24 protein-coding genes are annotated in these 13922 nt (G+C 42.7%); all 24 read right to left on the reverse strand.

Going from position 1 to position 13922, the window contains the following annotated elements; all coding sequences use genetic code 11:
* Window positions 1–3: 3 nt before the first annotated feature.
* The 24 genes from rpsE to murB all read right to left on the reverse strand — a co-directional run bounded on the left by rpsE (window position 4) and on the right by murB (window position 13725).
* Window positions 4–513, reverse strand: a complete 510-nt coding sequence (gene rpsE, locus AB5618_RS05695) for a 30S ribosomal protein S5 (protein WP_117852552.1) — start codon at window positions 511–513, stop codon at window positions 4–6.
* Between the two features lie 18 nt (window positions 514–531).
* Complete coding sequence (rplR, locus tag AB5618_RS05700; protein WP_118581193.1) at window positions 532–900, reverse strand: 50S ribosomal protein L18; 369 nt, start codon at window positions 898–900, stop codon at window positions 532–534.
* 17 nt (window positions 901–917) lie between these two features.
* The gene (gene rplF, locus AB5618_RS05705) at window positions 918–1457 is read right to left on the reverse strand and encodes a 50S ribosomal protein L6 (RefSeq protein ID WP_118581196.1); all 540 of its coding nucleotides are present in this window, start codon (window positions 1455–1457) and stop codon (window positions 918–920) included.
* A 95-nt stretch (window positions 1458–1552) separates the two neighbouring features.
* On the reverse strand, window positions 1553–1954 hold the full coding sequence (gene rpsH / locus AB5618_RS05710; protein WP_148461641.1) for a 30S ribosomal protein S8: 402 nt from the start codon (window positions 1952–1954) through the stop codon (window positions 1553–1555).
* A gap of 199 nt (window positions 1955–2153) precedes the next feature.
* Window positions 2154–2339, reverse strand: coding sequence for a type Z 30S ribosomal protein S14 (locus AB5618_RS05715; protein WP_117852543.1), 186 nt, complete (start codon window positions 2337–2339; stop codon window positions 2154–2156).
* A gap of 73 nt (window positions 2340–2412) precedes the next feature.
* Window positions 2413–2952, reverse strand: a complete 540-nt coding sequence (rplE, locus tag AB5618_RS05720) for a 50S ribosomal protein L5 (RefSeq protein ID WP_118581202.1) — start codon at window positions 2950–2952, stop codon at window positions 2413–2415.
* A 22-nt stretch (window positions 2953–2974) separates the two neighbouring features.
* A complete protein-coding gene (gene rplX, locus AB5618_RS05725) occupies window positions 2975–3286 on the reverse strand; it encodes a 50S ribosomal protein L24 (protein WP_118581205.1) in 312 nt (103 codons plus the stop codon).
* An 11-nt stretch (window positions 3287–3297) separates the two neighbouring features.
* Window positions 3298–3666 (reverse strand): 50S ribosomal protein L14, encoded by a 369-nt coding sequence (gene rplN / locus AB5618_RS05730; RefSeq protein WP_022067326.1) that lies wholly within the window; start codon window positions 3664–3666, stop codon window positions 3298–3300.
* 14 nt (window positions 3667–3680) lie between these two features.
* A complete protein-coding gene (rpsQ, locus tag AB5618_RS05735) occupies window positions 3681–3938 on the reverse strand; it encodes a 30S ribosomal protein S17 (RefSeq protein ID WP_117852536.1) in 258 nt (85 codons plus the stop codon).
* 18 nt (window positions 3939–3956) lie between these two features.
* The gene (gene rpmC, locus AB5618_RS05740) at window positions 3957–4166 is read right to left on the reverse strand and encodes a 50S ribosomal protein L29 (protein WP_118581208.1); all 210 of its coding nucleotides are present in this window, start codon (window positions 4164–4166) and stop codon (window positions 3957–3959) included.
* Entirely contained in the window at window positions 4156–4593 is a 438-nt protein-coding gene (rplP, locus tag AB5618_RS05745; RefSeq protein WP_117852531.1) for a 50S ribosomal protein L16, read from the reverse strand. Before rplP ends, rpmC begins: the two co-directional genes overlap by 11 nt.
* The gene (gene rpsC / locus AB5618_RS05750) at window positions 4593–5249 is read right to left on the reverse strand and encodes a 30S ribosomal protein S3 (RefSeq protein ID WP_117852529.1); all 657 of its coding nucleotides are present in this window, start codon (window positions 5247–5249) and stop codon (window positions 4593–4595) included. The genes rplP and rpsC overlap by 1 nt, the downstream gene beginning before the upstream one ends.
* Window positions 5250–5260: 11 nt before the next feature.
* Entirely contained in the window at window positions 5261–5650 is a 390-nt protein-coding gene (gene rplV / locus AB5618_RS05755; RefSeq protein ID WP_117852663.1) for a 50S ribosomal protein L22, read from the reverse strand.
* A 97-nt stretch (window positions 5651–5747) separates the two neighbouring features.
* Window positions 5748–6029, reverse strand: coding sequence for a 30S ribosomal protein S19 (gene rpsS, locus AB5618_RS05760; RefSeq protein ID WP_015526921.1), 282 nt, complete (start codon window positions 6027–6029; stop codon window positions 5748–5750).
* 15 nt (window positions 6030–6044) lie between these two features.
* Entirely contained in the window at window positions 6045–6890 is an 846-nt protein-coding gene (rplB, locus tag AB5618_RS05765) for a 50S ribosomal protein L2 (RefSeq protein WP_118581211.1), read from the reverse strand.
* Window positions 6891–6952: 62 nt separating this feature from the next.
* A complete protein-coding gene (gene rplW / locus AB5618_RS05770; protein ID WP_117852524.1) occupies window positions 6953–7252 on the reverse strand; it encodes a 50S ribosomal protein L23 in 300 nt (99 codons plus the stop codon).
* Window positions 7252–7872 (reverse strand): 50S ribosomal protein L4, encoded by a 621-nt coding sequence (gene rplD / locus AB5618_RS05775; RefSeq protein WP_118581214.1) that lies wholly within the window; start codon window positions 7870–7872, stop codon window positions 7252–7254. Before rplD ends, rplW begins: the two co-directional genes overlap by 1 nt.
* Before the next feature lie 21 nt (window positions 7873–7893).
* Entirely contained in the window at window positions 7894–8526 is a 633-nt protein-coding gene (rplC, locus tag AB5618_RS05780; protein ID WP_117852520.1) for a 50S ribosomal protein L3, read from the reverse strand.
* Window positions 8527–8606: 80 nt separating this feature from the next.
* Window positions 8607–8924 (reverse strand): 30S ribosomal protein S10, encoded by a 318-nt coding sequence (gene rpsJ / locus AB5618_RS05785; protein WP_117852518.1) that lies wholly within the window; start codon window positions 8922–8924, stop codon window positions 8607–8609.
* A gap of 569 nt (window positions 8925–9493) precedes the next feature.
* Window positions 9494–10561, reverse strand: coding sequence for a hypothetical protein (locus AB5618_RS05790; RefSeq protein ID WP_148461642.1), 1068 nt, complete (start codon window positions 10559–10561; stop codon window positions 9494–9496).
* A gap of 31 nt (window positions 10562–10592) precedes the next feature.
* Window positions 10593–10847, reverse strand: a complete 255-nt coding sequence (locus AB5618_RS05795; protein WP_118581220.1) for an HPr family phosphocarrier protein — start codon at window positions 10845–10847, stop codon at window positions 10593–10595.
* Window positions 10844–11803, reverse strand: coding sequence for a DNA-binding protein WhiA (whiA, locus tag AB5618_RS05800; RefSeq protein WP_368366578.1), 960 nt, complete (start codon window positions 11801–11803; stop codon window positions 10844–10846). The genes AB5618_RS05795 and whiA overlap by 4 nt, the downstream gene beginning before the upstream one ends.
* 17 nt (window positions 11804–11820) lie before the next feature.
* Window positions 11821–12699 carry an RNase adapter RapZ gene (gene rapZ / locus AB5618_RS05805; protein WP_118581226.1) on the reverse strand — a complete coding sequence of 293 codons (879 nt, stop codon included), beginning with the start codon at window positions 12697–12699 and terminating at the stop codon, window positions 11821–11823.
* 114 nt (window positions 12700–12813) lie between these two features.
* On the reverse strand, window positions 12814–13725 hold the full coding sequence (gene murB, locus AB5618_RS05810; protein WP_148461644.1) for a UDP-N-acetylmuramate dehydrogenase: 912 nt from the start codon (window positions 13723–13725) through the stop codon (window positions 12814–12816).
* Window positions 13726–13922 lie beyond the last annotated feature (197 nt).

Here is a 13922-nt window from a genome sequence, read left to right on the forward strand (position 1 = left end):
TCCTTAAGCCAGAATCTCATCAACAGATTTTCCACGAAGTTTTGCAACTTCTTCCGGAGTTTTTAACTGTCTTAAGCCTTCGATGGTTGCAAGAACAACATTCTGCTTATTTCTGGATCCCATACATTTTGTACGGATGTTTTTGATACCAGCTAACTCGATAACGGCACGAGCCGGGCCGCCGGCGATAACTCCAGTACCTTCCGGAGCTCTCTTAAGAAGCATGGAAGCGCTTCCGTAAGAACCTACGAAGTCATGTGTAATGGAACCATTCTCATCTCTTGCTACGGTTACTAATTTCTTAATAGCATCCTCTTTTCCTTTGCGGATTGCTTCCGGAATCTCGGCTGCCTTTCCAAGTCCTGCACCAACGTGTCCATTGCCGTCACCTACAACAACTAAAGCTGTGAAACGGAAGTTACGACCACCTTTAACAACCTTGGTAACACGCTTGATTGATACTACTTTATCTTCTAACTCTAACTGACTAGCATCAATAAGATTACGTTTCATGTGTTTCGCTCCTCCTTATTAGAATTTCAGTCCAGCTTCTCTTGCTGCGTCTGCCAGTGCTTTTACTTTACCATGGTAAATGTATCCACCTCTGTCAAAAACAACTTCCTCGATGCCGGCTTCCACTGCCTTCTTACCGATTACAGTGCCAAGATATGCTGCTGCTGCAACATCGTCGGTGTTCTCAAGCTGTGCTTTTACGTCTTTCTGAAGAGTAGAAGCAGATACTAAAGTCTTTCCAACGGTGTCATCGATAATCTGTGCATACATGTGTTTATTGGAACGAAATACTGCAAGACGCGGAGTTGTTGCAGTGCCATTTAAATGATGACGTAATCTTCTATGCTTTTTCTCGCGAATTTCCGCTCTAGATGCTTTATTAACCATTTTCTCACTCTCCTTAATTATTTCTTACCAGTCTTACCAACTTTGCGTCTGATAACCTCAGTATCATACTTAATACCTTTACCCTTGTATGGCTCAGGTCTTCTCTTATCTCTGATCTCAGCTGCAAACTGTCCAACTTTTTCCTTGCTGATACCGGAAACGATAATCTTGTTACCGTCTACTTTGGTCTCAATACCTTCCGGATCTTCCATTTCTACCGGGTGAGAATATCCAAGGTTTAAAGTAAGCTTCTTGCCCTGCTTAGCGGCTCTGTAACCAACACCGTTAACTTCAAGAGTCTTGGTGTATCCTTCGCTTACACCAACAACCATGTTGTGGATAAGGCTTCTTGTTAAGCCGTGAAGGGATTTCATTTTCTTTAAGTCGTTTGGTCTTGCAACAACTACATGACCATCTTCAACTTTGATTTCCATCTCTGTTGGAAGCGCTCTCTCAAGTGTTCCTTTTGGTCCTTTTACGGTTACTACGTTTCCTTCTGCAACAGATACTTCAACTCCTGCCGGAATAGCAACCGGAAGTCTACCGATACGTGACATACTATGTGTCCTCCTTACTTAGATTATCGGAGAGGTTTTCGCAACCTCTCTGTTTTCAGTGTTTCGTCTACTTCTTGAATGTACGGAGCCGAAGCTTACCATACAAATGCAAGAACCTCGCCGCCTACCTGAAGTTTACGAGCTTCTTTATCGGTGATAACACCTTTATTAGTGGAAAGGATTGCGATTCCAAGTCCTCCAAGAACCTTCGGAAGCTCTTCCTTACCAGCATAAACACGAAGACCCGGTTTAGAGATTCTCTTTAAACCTGTGATGATCTTCTCGTTTTTGTCTTCGCCATATTTCAGTGTGATATGGATGTTTTTAACAACACCATCTTCAACTAAATCGTATTTTGCAATGTATCCCTCATCAACAAGGATGTTTGCAATTGCAATTTTCATCTTGGATGCTGGTACATCTACTGTGTCGTGTTTTGCAGTGTTTGCATTACGAATTCTTGTAAGCATGTCTGCGATTGGATCGCTCATTGTCATGTTAGTTTCCTCCTCATATTCAGACTTTACATGTCATAGTATATTTATATAAATTTACGTGTTACCTGTGTAACATCATCCCGTGACTAAACCGGTACTGCACCTTGCGGCTTGTACTCGTTAAGGTTCGGGATGGACTTTGCACGAAATTCATGTTCGCCTTACGGCTTACATTCATTAAGCGACTTTCAGCTTCGGCTTACCAGGAAGCTTTCTTAACTCCCGGGATCTGTCCTTTGTAAGCTAACTCACGGAAGCAGATTCTGCAGATTCCGTATTTTCTTAAATATGCATGTGGACGTCCACAAATTCTGCAACGGCTATATTCTCTTGTGGAAAATTTAGCTGGACGCTGCTGTTTGATTTTCATTGCTGTCTTAGCCATGAATCGTTCCTCCTATATCAGATCTGCTGACCCCGGCAAGGAGCCGGCGGTCAACTTTGGAATGTTCCTCTACTTATTTCGCAAAAGGCATGTTGAACAGCTTCAGTAACTCACGAGCTTCCTCATCAGTATTTGCTGTTGTAACGAAGATAATGTCCATACCTCTTACTTTGTCAACTTTATCGTACTCAACTTCTGGGAAGATAAGCTGCTCTTTGATACCAAGAGCGTAGTTTCCTCTTCCATCGAATGCGTTAGGATTAACGCCACGGAAGTCACGTACACGTGGAAGTGCCAGGTTGATCAGACGATCAGCGAACTCATACATCTTCTCGCCTCTTAATGTTACTTTACATCCGATCGGCATTCCCTCTCTGATTTTGAAGTTAGCAACAGATTTTTTAGCTTTTGTTGCGATAGCTTTCTGTCCTGTGATCAGCTCCATATCAGCAATAGCTGCGTCAAGAAGCTTAGCGTTCTCTTTTGCTTCACCAACACCCATGTTAATTACGATCTTGTCGAGTTTTGGCACTTGCATAACGTTTTTATATCCGAATTTTTTGGTCATGGCATCCATGATCTCATTAGTATAAAGTTCTTTTAATCTACTCACTTATGTCTGCCTCCTCTCTCAATTAATCGATAACCTTACCTGTTGCTTTGGCAACGCGGACTTTTTTGTCACCATCCATCTTAAAGCCAACTCTTGTTGCTTTTCCATCTGCCATAAGCATTACGTTGGAGATGTGAAGCGGAGCTTCTTTTGTGATGATTCCACCATTCTGGTTTGCAGCTGATGGTTTGGTGTGTTTTGTAACCATATTAACGTTCTCTACTAATACGGTATTGTCTTTTACGTTAACGGCAAGGACTTTGCCTTCTTTGCCTTTATCTTTACCAGCGATTACTGTAACAGTATCACCTTTTTTAATCTTCATAGCTGACATTAGGCACCCTCCTATAATACTTCCGGAGCTAAGGAAACGATCTTCATGAATTTTTTCTCACGAAGCTCTCTGGCAACTGGTCCAAAGATACGTGTTCCTCTCGGAGTTAAGTCGTCTTTAATGATTACGGCAGCATTTTCATCGAAACGGATATAGGATCCGTCTTTACGACGAGCGCCTTTTTTGGATCTAACTACAACAGCCTTTACTACGTCACCTTTTTTAACAACGCCGCCTGGTGTTGCATCTTTAACAGTAGCAACGATTGTATCGCCGATGTTTGCATATCTTCTTGTAGAGCCACCCATAACACGGATACAAAGGATTTCTTTTGCACCAGTGTTGTCGGCAACTTTCAGTCTTGTTTCCTGCTGAATCATACTGGTTATCCTCCTTATTTAACTCTCTCTACTACTTCAACCAGTCTCCATCTCTTGTCTTTGGACAGCGGTCTGGTCTCCATAACTTTTACGGTATCACCGATGTTGCACTCATTGTTTTCGTCATGAGCTTTTAATTTATATGTTCTCTTCACGATTTTCTTGTAAAGAGGATGTTTTACATGGTCTTCAATTGCAACTACGATGGTCTTATCCATCTTATTGCTGACAACCTTACCCACGCGGGTTTTTCTCAGATTTCTTTCCACGATTATGTCCTCCTAAATTCACTATTTGGAAGCGTTAGCTTTCGCAGTGATCACTGTCTGGATTCTGGCAATATTTCTGCGAACCTCTTTGATTCGTCCTGTATTGTCTAATTGATTGGTTGCATTCTGAAATCTCAGATTGAAAAGTTCTTTCTTAGCAGCTACTAATTCTTCGTTTAATTCTGCAGCTGATTTTGCCTGTAAATCTTCTACGAATTTATTAATTTTCACTGTTATCACCGCCTTCTAACTCTGCACGAGAAACTATTTTGCATTTACATGGTAACTTGTGCATTGCAAGACGTAATGCCTCACGAGCGATTTCTTCAGAAACGCCTGCGATCTCAAACATAACACGTCCTGGTTTAACAACTGCTACCCAGTATTCCAGGGCACCTTTTCCGGAACCCATACGAGTTTCTGCTGGTTTTGCTGTTACTGGTTTATCTGGGAAAATCTTGATCCAAACCTTACCACCACGTTTGATATAACGGGTCATAGCAACACGGGCTGCCTCGATCTGATTAGATCTGATCCAGCAAGGCTCGGTAGCAACAAGACCGAATTCACCATAATTGATCTGATTACCTCTAAGGGCTTTTCCTCTCATGGAGCCACGGAATTGTTTACGACGTTTAACTCTTTTTGGCATTAACATTATTTATCGCTCCCTTCCTTAGTTCCTTTAGTTGGAAGAATCTCACCATTGTAGATCCATGCCTTTACACCAACTTTGCCATATGTGGTGTCTGCTTCTGCGAAACCATAATCGATGTCTGCACGAAGTGTCTGAAGCGGAATAGTTCCATCGCTGTAGAACTCTGTACGAGCCATATCAGCTCCACCAAGACGTCCGGATACGGATGTTTTGATTCCCTTTGCTCCAGATTTCATTGTACGCTGCATTGTAGATTTCATAGCACGTCTGAAGGAGATACGGTTCTCCAGCTGAAGAGCGATGTTCTCTGCAACAAGCTGAGCGTCTCTGTCTGGTCTCTTAACTTCTTTGATATCAACGATAAGCTTCTTGTCTGTGTATTTAGCAAGTTCAGCTTTAACTTTCTCGATCTCAGCGCCGCCTTTACCGATTACGATACCAGGTTTAGCTGTGTAAATGATAACTTTGACTCTGTCAGATGCTCTCTCGATCTCGATCTTGGAAACACCTGCGCTGTATAATTTCTTTTTGAGGAATGTTCTGATGTTGTAGTCCTCTACCAGATAGTCTGCGAAATCGCTCTCTGCATACCATCTTGAATCCCAATCCTTGATAACACCGACTCTAAGGCCATGTGGGTTAACTTTCTGTCCCATGTTTATCCTCCTTATTTCTCATCCAGCACGATGGTAATATGGCTTGTTCTCTTCTCGATTCTGTAAGCTCTACCCTGTGCTCTTGGCTGGATTCTCTTCATTGTAGGTCCTTTATTTGCATAGCAGGCTGCAACGACGAGATTGTCTGCGTTCATTCCGTTATTGTTCTCAGCGTTAGCAATAGCTGATTCCAGTAACTTTTTGATTACGCTGGAAGCGTATCTTGGGTTGTATGTCAGGATACCAAGTGCTGTCTGCACATCTTTGCCACGGATTGCATCTAAAACGTAGCAGGCTTTCTGAACAGAAATTCTTGCATAAGATAATTTTGCAGACGGTCTTGTCTCTCTATTATTCTCATTTCTGGCTCTCTTAATCTGGCTTCTATGTCCTTTTGCCATTTTAAAGTGCCTCCTTTCGTCATATTCAATATTCAGGTAAACACCTGGGTTGCCCGGACCGCTTCTTGCGATCAGGCAGCCTGGTGAAAAGTACTAACTAACGAACACCGGATTTCTTTTCGTCTTTTCCGTGTCCTCTGTAGGTTCTGGTAGCAACAAACTCACCAAGTTTGTGACCAACCATATCCTCAGTAATATATACCGGCACATGTTTTCTTCCGTCATGGACAGCGATTGTATGTCCAACAAAAGACGGGAAGATTGTGGAACGGCGTGACCAAGTTTTGATTACGGATTTATCATTTGCAGCGTTTAATGCATCTACTTTTTTAAGTAAGCTCTGATCTGCAAAAGGTCCTTTTTTCAGTGAACGAGACATTCTTAATCCTCCTTATTATTTGCTTAAAGCTTTTCCATCGCGTCTTCTTACGATGAGCTTGTTGGACGCTTTGTTTTTCTTTCTTGTCTTCAGACCAAGAGCAGGTTTGCCCCAAGGTGTACACGGACCTGGACGTCCAACCGGAGCGCGGCCCTCTCCACCACCATGTGGATGGTCATTCGGGTTCATAACAGAACCGCGAACTGTAGGTCTGATTCCCATGTGACGCTTACGGCCAGCTTTACCGATGTTGATCAGGTTGTGATCACCATTTCCGATGATACCAACTGTAGCACGGCAGATGATCGGAACCATTCTCATCTCACCAGATGGGAGACGAAGTGTAGCGTATTTGCCTTCTTTAGCCATAAGCTGAGCACCATTACCAGCGGAACGAACCATCTGTCCGCCCTTTCCTGGGTGAAGCTCAATGTTATGAACCATAGTACCAACCGGGATAAGCTCTAACGGTAAGCAGTTACCTACACGGATTTCAGCTTCCGGTCCGTTCATAACTTTCTGTCCAACTTTAAGTCCTTCCGGAGCAAGAATGTATGCTTTCTCGCCATCTGCATAGCAGATAAGTGCGATGTTTGCTGTTCTGTTCGGATCATACTCAACAGATTTAACTACTGCCGGGATTCCATCTTTTCTTCTCTTGAAGTCAATGATTCTATATTTTCTACGGCTTCCGCCTCCCTGATGTCTTACAGTGATCTTACCCTGGTTGTTACGTCCAGCGTTTTTCTTTAAAGACACGGTAAGGGATTTCTCTGGTGTTGCTTTAGTGATCTCAGAGAAGTCGGAACCAGTCATATGTCTTCTAGACGGGGTATATGGGTTATAACTTTTGATTCCCATTTCTTTTCTCCTTTCAAATTTGTTCTCACGCTTTTGAATGCGTATAAACTGCTATCTGTTAATTAAAGACCCTCGAAGATCTCGATGTCTTTGCTGTCCTCTGTAAGGGCTACGATAGCTTTTTTGGATTTAGCAGTTTTTCCAACTACCATTCCGCGGCGTTTTTTCTTACCATCAAGATTCATGGTATTTACGCTTTTAACTTTTGTTCCATCGAACATTTTCTCAACTGCTTCTTTGATCTGAGCTTTGTTTGCTTCCGGATGAACAAGGAAAGTATATTTCTTCTCACCCATAGCAGCCATGGATTTTTCAGTGATCACTGGTCTTTTGATCACGTCGTAATATTTAATATCTGCCATTATGCGTATACCTCCTCGATGGATGCTACAGCGTCTTTAGTTACTACTACAGTACCGTGGCTCATAACATCATATACGTTGATGCCGTTAGCAGCTACAGTCTGTACGTTCTCGATATTTCTTGCAGAAAGGATTACGTTCTTGTCTTCCTGTGCTGTTACAATAAGAGCTTTCTCTGCTTTCAGGTTTGTAAGAACCTTCTGCATTTCTTTTGTCTTTGCATCAGCAAGTGCAAGGCTATCAACAACTACGAATTTATTGTCCTGAACTTTGGAAGTCAGAGCGGATTTAAGAGCTGCTCTTCTTTCTTTTTTGTTCATTTTTACTTCATAATCTCTTGGAGTTGGTGCGAAAATAATTCCGCCGCCTGTCCACTGTGCAGCACGGATGGATCCCTGTCTAGCATGACCGGTTCCTTTCTGTCTCCAAGGTTTTCTTCCGCCACCGCTTACTTCAGAACGAGTTTTCGCTTTCTGAGTACCCTGGCGTTTATTTGCAAGCTGACGAACAACAGCAAGGTGAACAAGATGCTCATTGACTTCAACGCCGAATACTGCATCGTTCAGCTCCATTGTTCCAACTTCATTGCCTTCCATATTATAAACAGTTACGTTTGCCATTTGTGTGCTCCTCCTTTCTTATTATAAGGACTTTACTGTCTCTTTGATTGTAACCAAGGATTTCTTAGGTCCTGGAACAGCACCTTTAACTAACAGTAAGTTATTCTCTGTATCTACGCGTACGATCTCAAGATTCTGAACAGTTACCTGCTCGCTTCCCATATGACCTGGCATGTGTTTTCCTTTGAATACCTTGCTCGGATCAGAACAAGCACCATTGGAACCTGCATGACGATGATATTTGGAACCGTGAGCCATAGGTCCTCTGGACTGTCCATGTCTCTTGATTGCGCCCTGGAAGCCTTTACCTTTTGAAACTGCTGTTGCATCGATGTGATCTCCAGCTGCAAAGATATCAGCTTTAATTTCCTGTCCTACCTCATATTCAGCAGCGTTCTCAAAACGGAATTCTTTAACGAATCTCTTAACTGCAACGCCTGCTTTTGCAAAGTGGCCTGTTTCCGGTTTGTTCACCAGTTTCTCTCTGATGTCGCCGAAGCCAACCTGAACTGCTGTGTATCCGTCGTTCTCATCTGTTTTAACCTGAGTTACGACACATGGACCAGCCTGTAAAACGGTTACCGGAATTAACATTCCATCTTCGTTGAAGATCTGAGTCATTCCGACTTTGGTAGCTAAAATAGCTTTCTTCATCTTTCTTCCTCCTATAGCGGATTGCCCTTTCGGGTAATCATATAATAAATAGCTAAATGCTTATGCATTTACAAGATTAATTATTTTGCCTTCATCTTGATGTCGATATGAACACCAGCAGGCATTTCCAGTCTGGACAGTGCATCAACTGTCTTCTGGGTCGGAGCAATGATATCAATCAGTCTCTTATGTGTTCTCTGCTCAAACTGTTCTCTGGAATCTTTATATTTGTGAACAGCTCTTAAGATTGTAACAACTTCCTTCTTAGTTGGAAGCGGAACCGGTCCGCTAACTGTTGCACCATTCTTCTTAACAGTGTCGATGATCTTTGCAGCAGATGCATCTACTAACTGATGATCGTAAGCTTTTAATGTGATTCTCATTACCTGATTTGCCATAAAAAAAGTCTCCTCCTATTCGTACTCACTATCAGTACGACAAGCGGCGACTGTACACATCTCCGTGTGTGTCCTAAAACATCTTCCTGCTACGGACATTCTTTCACACGTCCCATCCCAAGATGGCTATTGAACTTGTACAGTGACTTGTCGTCAGTTTCCTAACTTGACATTCGCTCCACGGAAAACCCGCCTTAGTCGGCGGCAACCTCGCGCTTCATTGCTATCATGTCACAGCAGATATTAGTATACACAAAGGTTTTAAAAATTGCAAGTGTTTTTTTCAAAAAATCCAGATGTTTTTTTGTATTATTTTAAATACAATCCAGAGTGTGTCTGAAAATGGTTTTATGCAAGATGTGAGTGTGTATATTCCAGTTTTTTCTTTCTTCCTATTATATAGTGCTTCTAATAGCTGTCGGTTACACTCCTGCTGCCGGCAACTATCAATCAGCTTTCATTATTTAACACAGTGGCTCTAAAACCTTACGAAATCATTGTCTTTTCCTTAATATAAAAACGAGAAGAGGCATCATCGAATGCCTCTTCTTTCCTATTATAATAATGAATTAATCTTCATCATCATAGTATTCGTCTTCATCCTCATCTTCGTCAGCAAAGATATCAGAATAATCAAACAAAGTTACCTTGGTTATCTCATCCTTTACAATGTCAGGAGCATCTCCTTCTTTCTTTGCTTTCGCAGCAAGCTGCGCCGGTGAATATCTTGGGATTGCCAGTTTCTTGATCTCAACTGGTTTATCCTCTTCTTCCTCATGAATCTCCGGAGCTGCTTTCTTCTTCAGTGCTGCCTTCTTAGTCTGTGTTGCAGGCTTAGCAGACTTCCTGACTGGTTTGGAGTCTTTTGCAGTAGCTGCTGCTACTTCTTTCTTCAGAAGTTCATGTGCTTCACTTGTAGCACTCTGTACAGCTCTTTGTGGCGCTTCCTCTTCCTCTACATCAAAATCATCTTCATCGATTTCATCCACAAAGCCACCGGTACGGATCTTACGCTTCTCTTTCTTGCTGCGCTTGCCCTGAGCTTTGATTTCACGCTCTTCATCACGGTACTCACGCTCTTTACGCTTTTCTTCTTTCTTCAGCTCTTTACGGCTCTTCACGTATCCTGGTTCTGTATCCTCCGGATAGTCGTCATAATCATCCAGATCTTTTTTCCAGAGTTCTGCGATTACATAAAGAATAATCAGAAACAAAACGGTAAGCCCAAGAACAATCAGACCCTCAATACTCTTGGTAGCTGCCATCAGATATCCGATAAACGGAATTGTTACAACAATTTTCGGAAGGTAGCTTCCAATTGCCACATTAATCGGCTGTCCCTGAGAAACAGTTGGATCCATAGCAGTACCTGTACCATTTGTGACTTCAGCGCTGGCCAGTGTATAACGATACACTGCATTCTCATCATTTACAAGGATCGGTGTACCCAGAGCTGCTTCTTCGGTTTTAACCGGAATTGCATATGTAACAGATCCCATTGCCAGATTTGACTTGACTGTGGAGTCGTCTCTGATTTCAGTCGTCACTCCAAAGAATGGAGGAACCGCTAATGCAACCACACAAAGTATGGTACATATTACAACAAAATGTACTATAAATTTCAAAAACTTAGACATTGGTAACCATCCTCACTTTTTACGGCAGCCTTTACTGGTTGCTCAGATACTGTTCAATACTGCTCATCGCAGCTTCTTCATCTTCACCATTAGCAGAAAGTGTAATCTCCTCACCGGCGTCAAGTCCCAGTGTCATCATACCCATAATACTCTTGGCATTTACTTTCTTCTTGCCTACTTCTACATAAATTTCACTGTTGAACTGACTTGCCACCTGTACCAGCTGTGCAACGGGTCTGGCTTCAAGCCCTGTGGACAGGTGAATGGTGATTGGTTTTTTAATCATAATAACTCCTCCTTGTTTTCCCTCAGGTCATCTGCAAGCAGGCTTAATTTACGAAGCCGGTGATTTACTCCAGACTTTCCAACCTGTGGATTCAACATCAATCCTAGTTCTTTAAGTGTTGCTTCCGGATACTGCAACCGCAATCTGGCGATCTCCTCAAGTCCTTCATTCAGACTCTCCAGGCCCACCTTTTCCTCAAGAAGTCTGATATCCTCGATCTGCTTCACTGCTGCATTAACCGTCTTATTTATGTTAGCAGTCTCACAGTTTACCTTCCGATTCACAGAATTGCGCATCTCTTTCAGGATACGGATATTCTCCAGATCCATAAGAGCAACATTTGCTTCCATAATAGCAAGCATGTCTACGATCTGTGCGCCTTCCTTCACATAGAGTACATAAGACTTCTTACGCAGAACAATCTTGGCATCTATATGAAAGCTGTGAATAATTTCCTGTAGCTGCCCGCTGATCTCCCGGCTGGGACATACAATTTCGAAATGATATCCCTTCTGCGGATCACTGATCGAACCTGCCGAGAGAAAAGCACCGCGTACAAACGCCCTTTTGCAGCAATCCCTCTGATATACAATAGAATTGGATACAAGTGGCATTCCTCCGCTCACTCCCGAAAATTCCAGCTTGGCAGAATCCAGTATTTCCTTTACCAAAACCTGATCAATAATGGAAATACAATAAAGATTTCCCTTTCTGAAACAGTCAATCCGGGAATTTGATATATCTGTCTCTATATTAAATGTTTTTTGCAATAATGTAAAGCCTTTTCTTGAAAGTGCCTCATTTTCTGTCTGGATACGCAGGGATTTTTTCCCATCAGTTCCAGCCTCCAGGCTGCCGCAGAAAGTAAAGATTGCAGCCAGTTCCGCAATCCTGCAGTGTCTTCCGGAGCCGATATGCCTGGAAAGTTCTTCTTTCACCATCCCTGAAAAAGACATTCATCGATCTCCTCTTTCTATTTTTTCAATAGGCGATCTTTATCCACATCTCTGTGCTCCAATCGAAAACCGTATTCACCATTTCTGGCGATCCGGCTATACAACTCTCTTGCAATGGTAACGGAACGGTGCTTGCCCCCTGTGCAGCCAACTGCAATTACAAGGCTTGTTTTACCCTCCTGTGCATACTTAGGAATCAGGAACTCCACCATATCTTCCAGTTTATTTGCAAAAATCCTTGCGGTCTCATTATCCATCACATAATTAAACACGCTCTCATCCATACCGGTAAGGGGACGTAATTCATCCTCATAATATGGATTCGGAAGAAAACGCACATCGAATACCAGGTCTGCATCTGCCGGAATTCCATACTTAAATCCAAAAGACAGAACCGTGACCATCATATTACAGAATTTTTCATTATTTACAAAAATCTTCTCAATTTCCTGGCGCAGCTCCCTTGTAAGAAGGTGACTGGTATCAATAATATAATCAGCTCTCTTACGAAGAAAATCCATTTTCTGGCGTTCCAGACGGATTCCGTCATCTACCCTGCCGTTACTGGCAAGCGGATGGCTGCGTCTGGTTTCCTTATAACGCTTTACCAGCACGGAATCTTCTGCATCCATAAAAAGAATCTCAAAATCATATCCAGCTTCTTTCATATGATCCAGAACCTGTGCCAGTTCTTCCAGAGAGTGACCGCTTCTGGCATCAATACCAAGAGCCGCATTCTGGACTCCTTCTTCATGTACTTCCAGCATCAGGGAAGCAAATTTCTCCACCAATGGAATAGGAAGATTGTCCACACAAAAATAGTGGGCATCCTCCAGCATTTTCAGCACTGTGGATTTTCCAGCACCGGAAACGCCTGTAACAATTACAAATCGCATAATTTATCTCCTGCCGGGCAGAATGTTTAATGTTCATAACCTAACCTGTAACGCAAATTGAACTCATCTGCCTCTTATGTGTCTTAAGTCCATTCCAAAGGACTCTTTATGGATCTAGAATTCTCCCAGAAACTTCACCTCAGGTTCAAGCTTCACACCAAATTTCTCCAGAACAATTCTTTGAACGTCAGACATCAATGTAGTAACATCTTTCGCTGTGGCATTTCCTGTATTGATCACGAAACCGCAATGTTTCTCGGAAACCTGGGCACCGCCTACCTGATAGCCTCGCAATCCGCTGTCCATGATCAGTTTACCTGCAAAATAGCCCTCTGGCCGTTTGAAAGTGCTTCCTGCACTTGGATAAGAAAGCGGCTGCTTGCTGGTTCGCATCCCTGCCAGCTCCTGCATACGGCTGCGAATCTCCTCCTGATCACCTTTTTCAAGAGAAATGACAGCTTCCAGAACAATATAGCCAGCTTCTTTTATCACACTGGTTCGATAACCCATGTGAAGTTCATCTGCCTGCAAGGTCAGGACTCCGCCCTCTGGAGTAAGAACCGTGACTTCTTTCAGAACATCCTTCATTTCTCCGCCATACGCTCCTGCATTCATCACCACAGCGCCGCCTAAGGTTCCCGGAATTCCCCCTGCAAACTCAAAGCCAGTCAGCGATGCCTCTCTTGCAGCTGCAGCAATTCCAGATAAAAGAGCTCCTGCCTGGGCATGGATCCGGCTGTCTTCAACTCTGATCTGTCCAAAGTTTCTATACAGCTGCACTACCACTCCCTGATAGCCCTTGTCGCTTACAAGAAGATTGCTTCCATTTCCAAGAATAAAATATGGAACATTTTTTTCCTTACAAACTGCTATGATTCTCCTAATCTCGTCAGCATTCTCCGGTACCAGAAAGAAATCTGCCGGACCGCCAATTCGGAATGTAGTATGCCTGCTCATAAGCTCCGCTTCCAGTATCCGGTTATCTTCCAGAATTTCCTGGAACCTCTGTTTTAAATTCACATTCACAGATTTACATCCTCTATCTTTCTATACTCAACTTTTCTATCAAATAATATCTGCGCCAATCCTATTCTTTCCATTGCCGCATCGTTTTATTATACTATTTAACTTCACAAATGTACAGAAAAAACGCATATTTTCTAAGATTCTTTCCATACTAAATGTTGTTATGATAGTTGCAAAACAACAAACTTTTCTCAGCG

Source organism: Ruminococcus sp. J1101004sp1_RTP21198st1_B9_RTP21198_201120, assembly GCF_040924245.1.
Taxonomy (GTDB): Bacteria; Bacillota; Clostridia; order Lachnospirales; family Lachnospiraceae; genus Blautia_A; species Blautia_A faecis.

What these genes read in the sequence shown, in the direction of transcription:
- whiA (WP_368366578.1), bottom strand. Translation starts at nt 11,803, where the DNA reads ATGTCTTTTTCAGGGATGGTGAAAGAAGAACTTTCCAGGCATATCGGC.
- rplC (WP_117852520.1), bottom strand. Translation starts at nt 8,526, where the DNA reads ATGAAGAAAGCTATTTTAGCTACCAAAGTCGGAATGACTCAGATCTTC.
- rplB (WP_118581211.1), bottom strand. Translation starts at nt 6,890, where the DNA reads ATGGGAATCAAAAGTTATAACCCATATACCCCGTCTAGAAGACATATG.
- rpsS (WP_015526921.1), bottom strand. Translation starts at nt 6,029, where the DNA reads ATGTCTCGTTCACTGAAAAAAGGACCTTTTGCAGATCAGAGCTTACTT.
- AB5618_RS05795 (WP_118581220.1), bottom strand. Translation starts at nt 10,847, where the DNA reads ATGATTAAAAAACCAATCACCATTCACCTGTCCACAGGGCTTGAAGCC.
- rplN (WP_022067326.1), bottom strand. Translation starts at nt 3,666, where the DNA reads ATGATTCAGCAGGAAACAAGACTGAAAGTTGCCGACAACACTGGTGCA.
- rplX (WP_118581205.1), bottom strand. Translation starts at nt 3,286, where the DNA reads ATGTCAGCTATGAAGATTAAAAAAGGTGATACTGTTACAGTAATCGCT.
- rplR (WP_118581193.1), bottom strand. Translation starts at nt 900, where the DNA reads ATGGTTAATAAAGCATCTAGAGCGGAAATTCGCGAGAAAAAGCATAGA.
- rpsC (WP_117852529.1), bottom strand. Translation starts at nt 5,249, where the DNA reads ATGGGACAGAAAGTTAACCCACATGGCCTTAGAGTCGGTGTTATCAAG.
- rplW (WP_117852524.1), bottom strand. Translation starts at nt 7,252, where the DNA reads ATGGCAGATATTAAATATTACGACGTGATCAAAAGACCAGTGATCACT.
- rapZ (WP_118581226.1), bottom strand. Translation starts at nt 12,699, where the DNA reads ATGCGATTTGTAATTGTTACAGGCGTTTCCGGTGCTGGAAAATCCACA.
- rplF (WP_118581196.1), bottom strand. Translation starts at nt 1,457, where the DNA reads ATGTCACGTATCGGTAGACTTCCGGTTGCTATTCCGGCAGGAGTTGAA.
- rpsJ (WP_117852518.1), bottom strand. Translation starts at nt 8,924, where the DNA reads ATGGCAAATCAGGTAATGAGAATCACATTAAAAGCTTACGATCATCAG.
- AB5618_RS05790 (WP_148461642.1), bottom strand. Translation starts at nt 10,561, where the DNA reads ATGTCTAAGTTTTTGAAATTTATAGTACATTTTGTTGTAATATGTACC.
- rpsE (WP_117852552.1), bottom strand. Translation starts at nt 513, where the DNA reads ATGAAACGTAATCTTATTGATGCTAGTCAGTTAGAGTTAGAAGATAAA.
- rpsH (WP_148461641.1), bottom strand. Translation starts at nt 1,954, where the DNA reads ATGACAATGAGCGATCCAATCGCAGACATGCTTACAAGAATTCGTAAT.
- AB5618_RS05715 (WP_117852543.1), bottom strand. Translation starts at nt 2,339, where the DNA reads ATGGCTAAGACAGCAATGAAAATCAAACAGCAGCGTCCAGCTAAATTT.
- rplD (WP_118581214.1), bottom strand. Translation starts at nt 7,872, where the DNA reads ATGGCAAACGTAACTGTTTATAATATGGAAGGCAATGAAGTTGGAACA.
- rplP (WP_117852531.1), bottom strand. Translation starts at nt 4,593, where the DNA reads ATGTTAATGCCAAAAAGAGTTAAACGTCGTAAACAATTCCGTGGCTCC.
- rplV (WP_117852663.1), bottom strand. Translation starts at nt 5,650, where the DNA reads ATGGCAAAAGGACATAGAAGCCAGATTAAGAGAGCCAGAAATGAGAAT.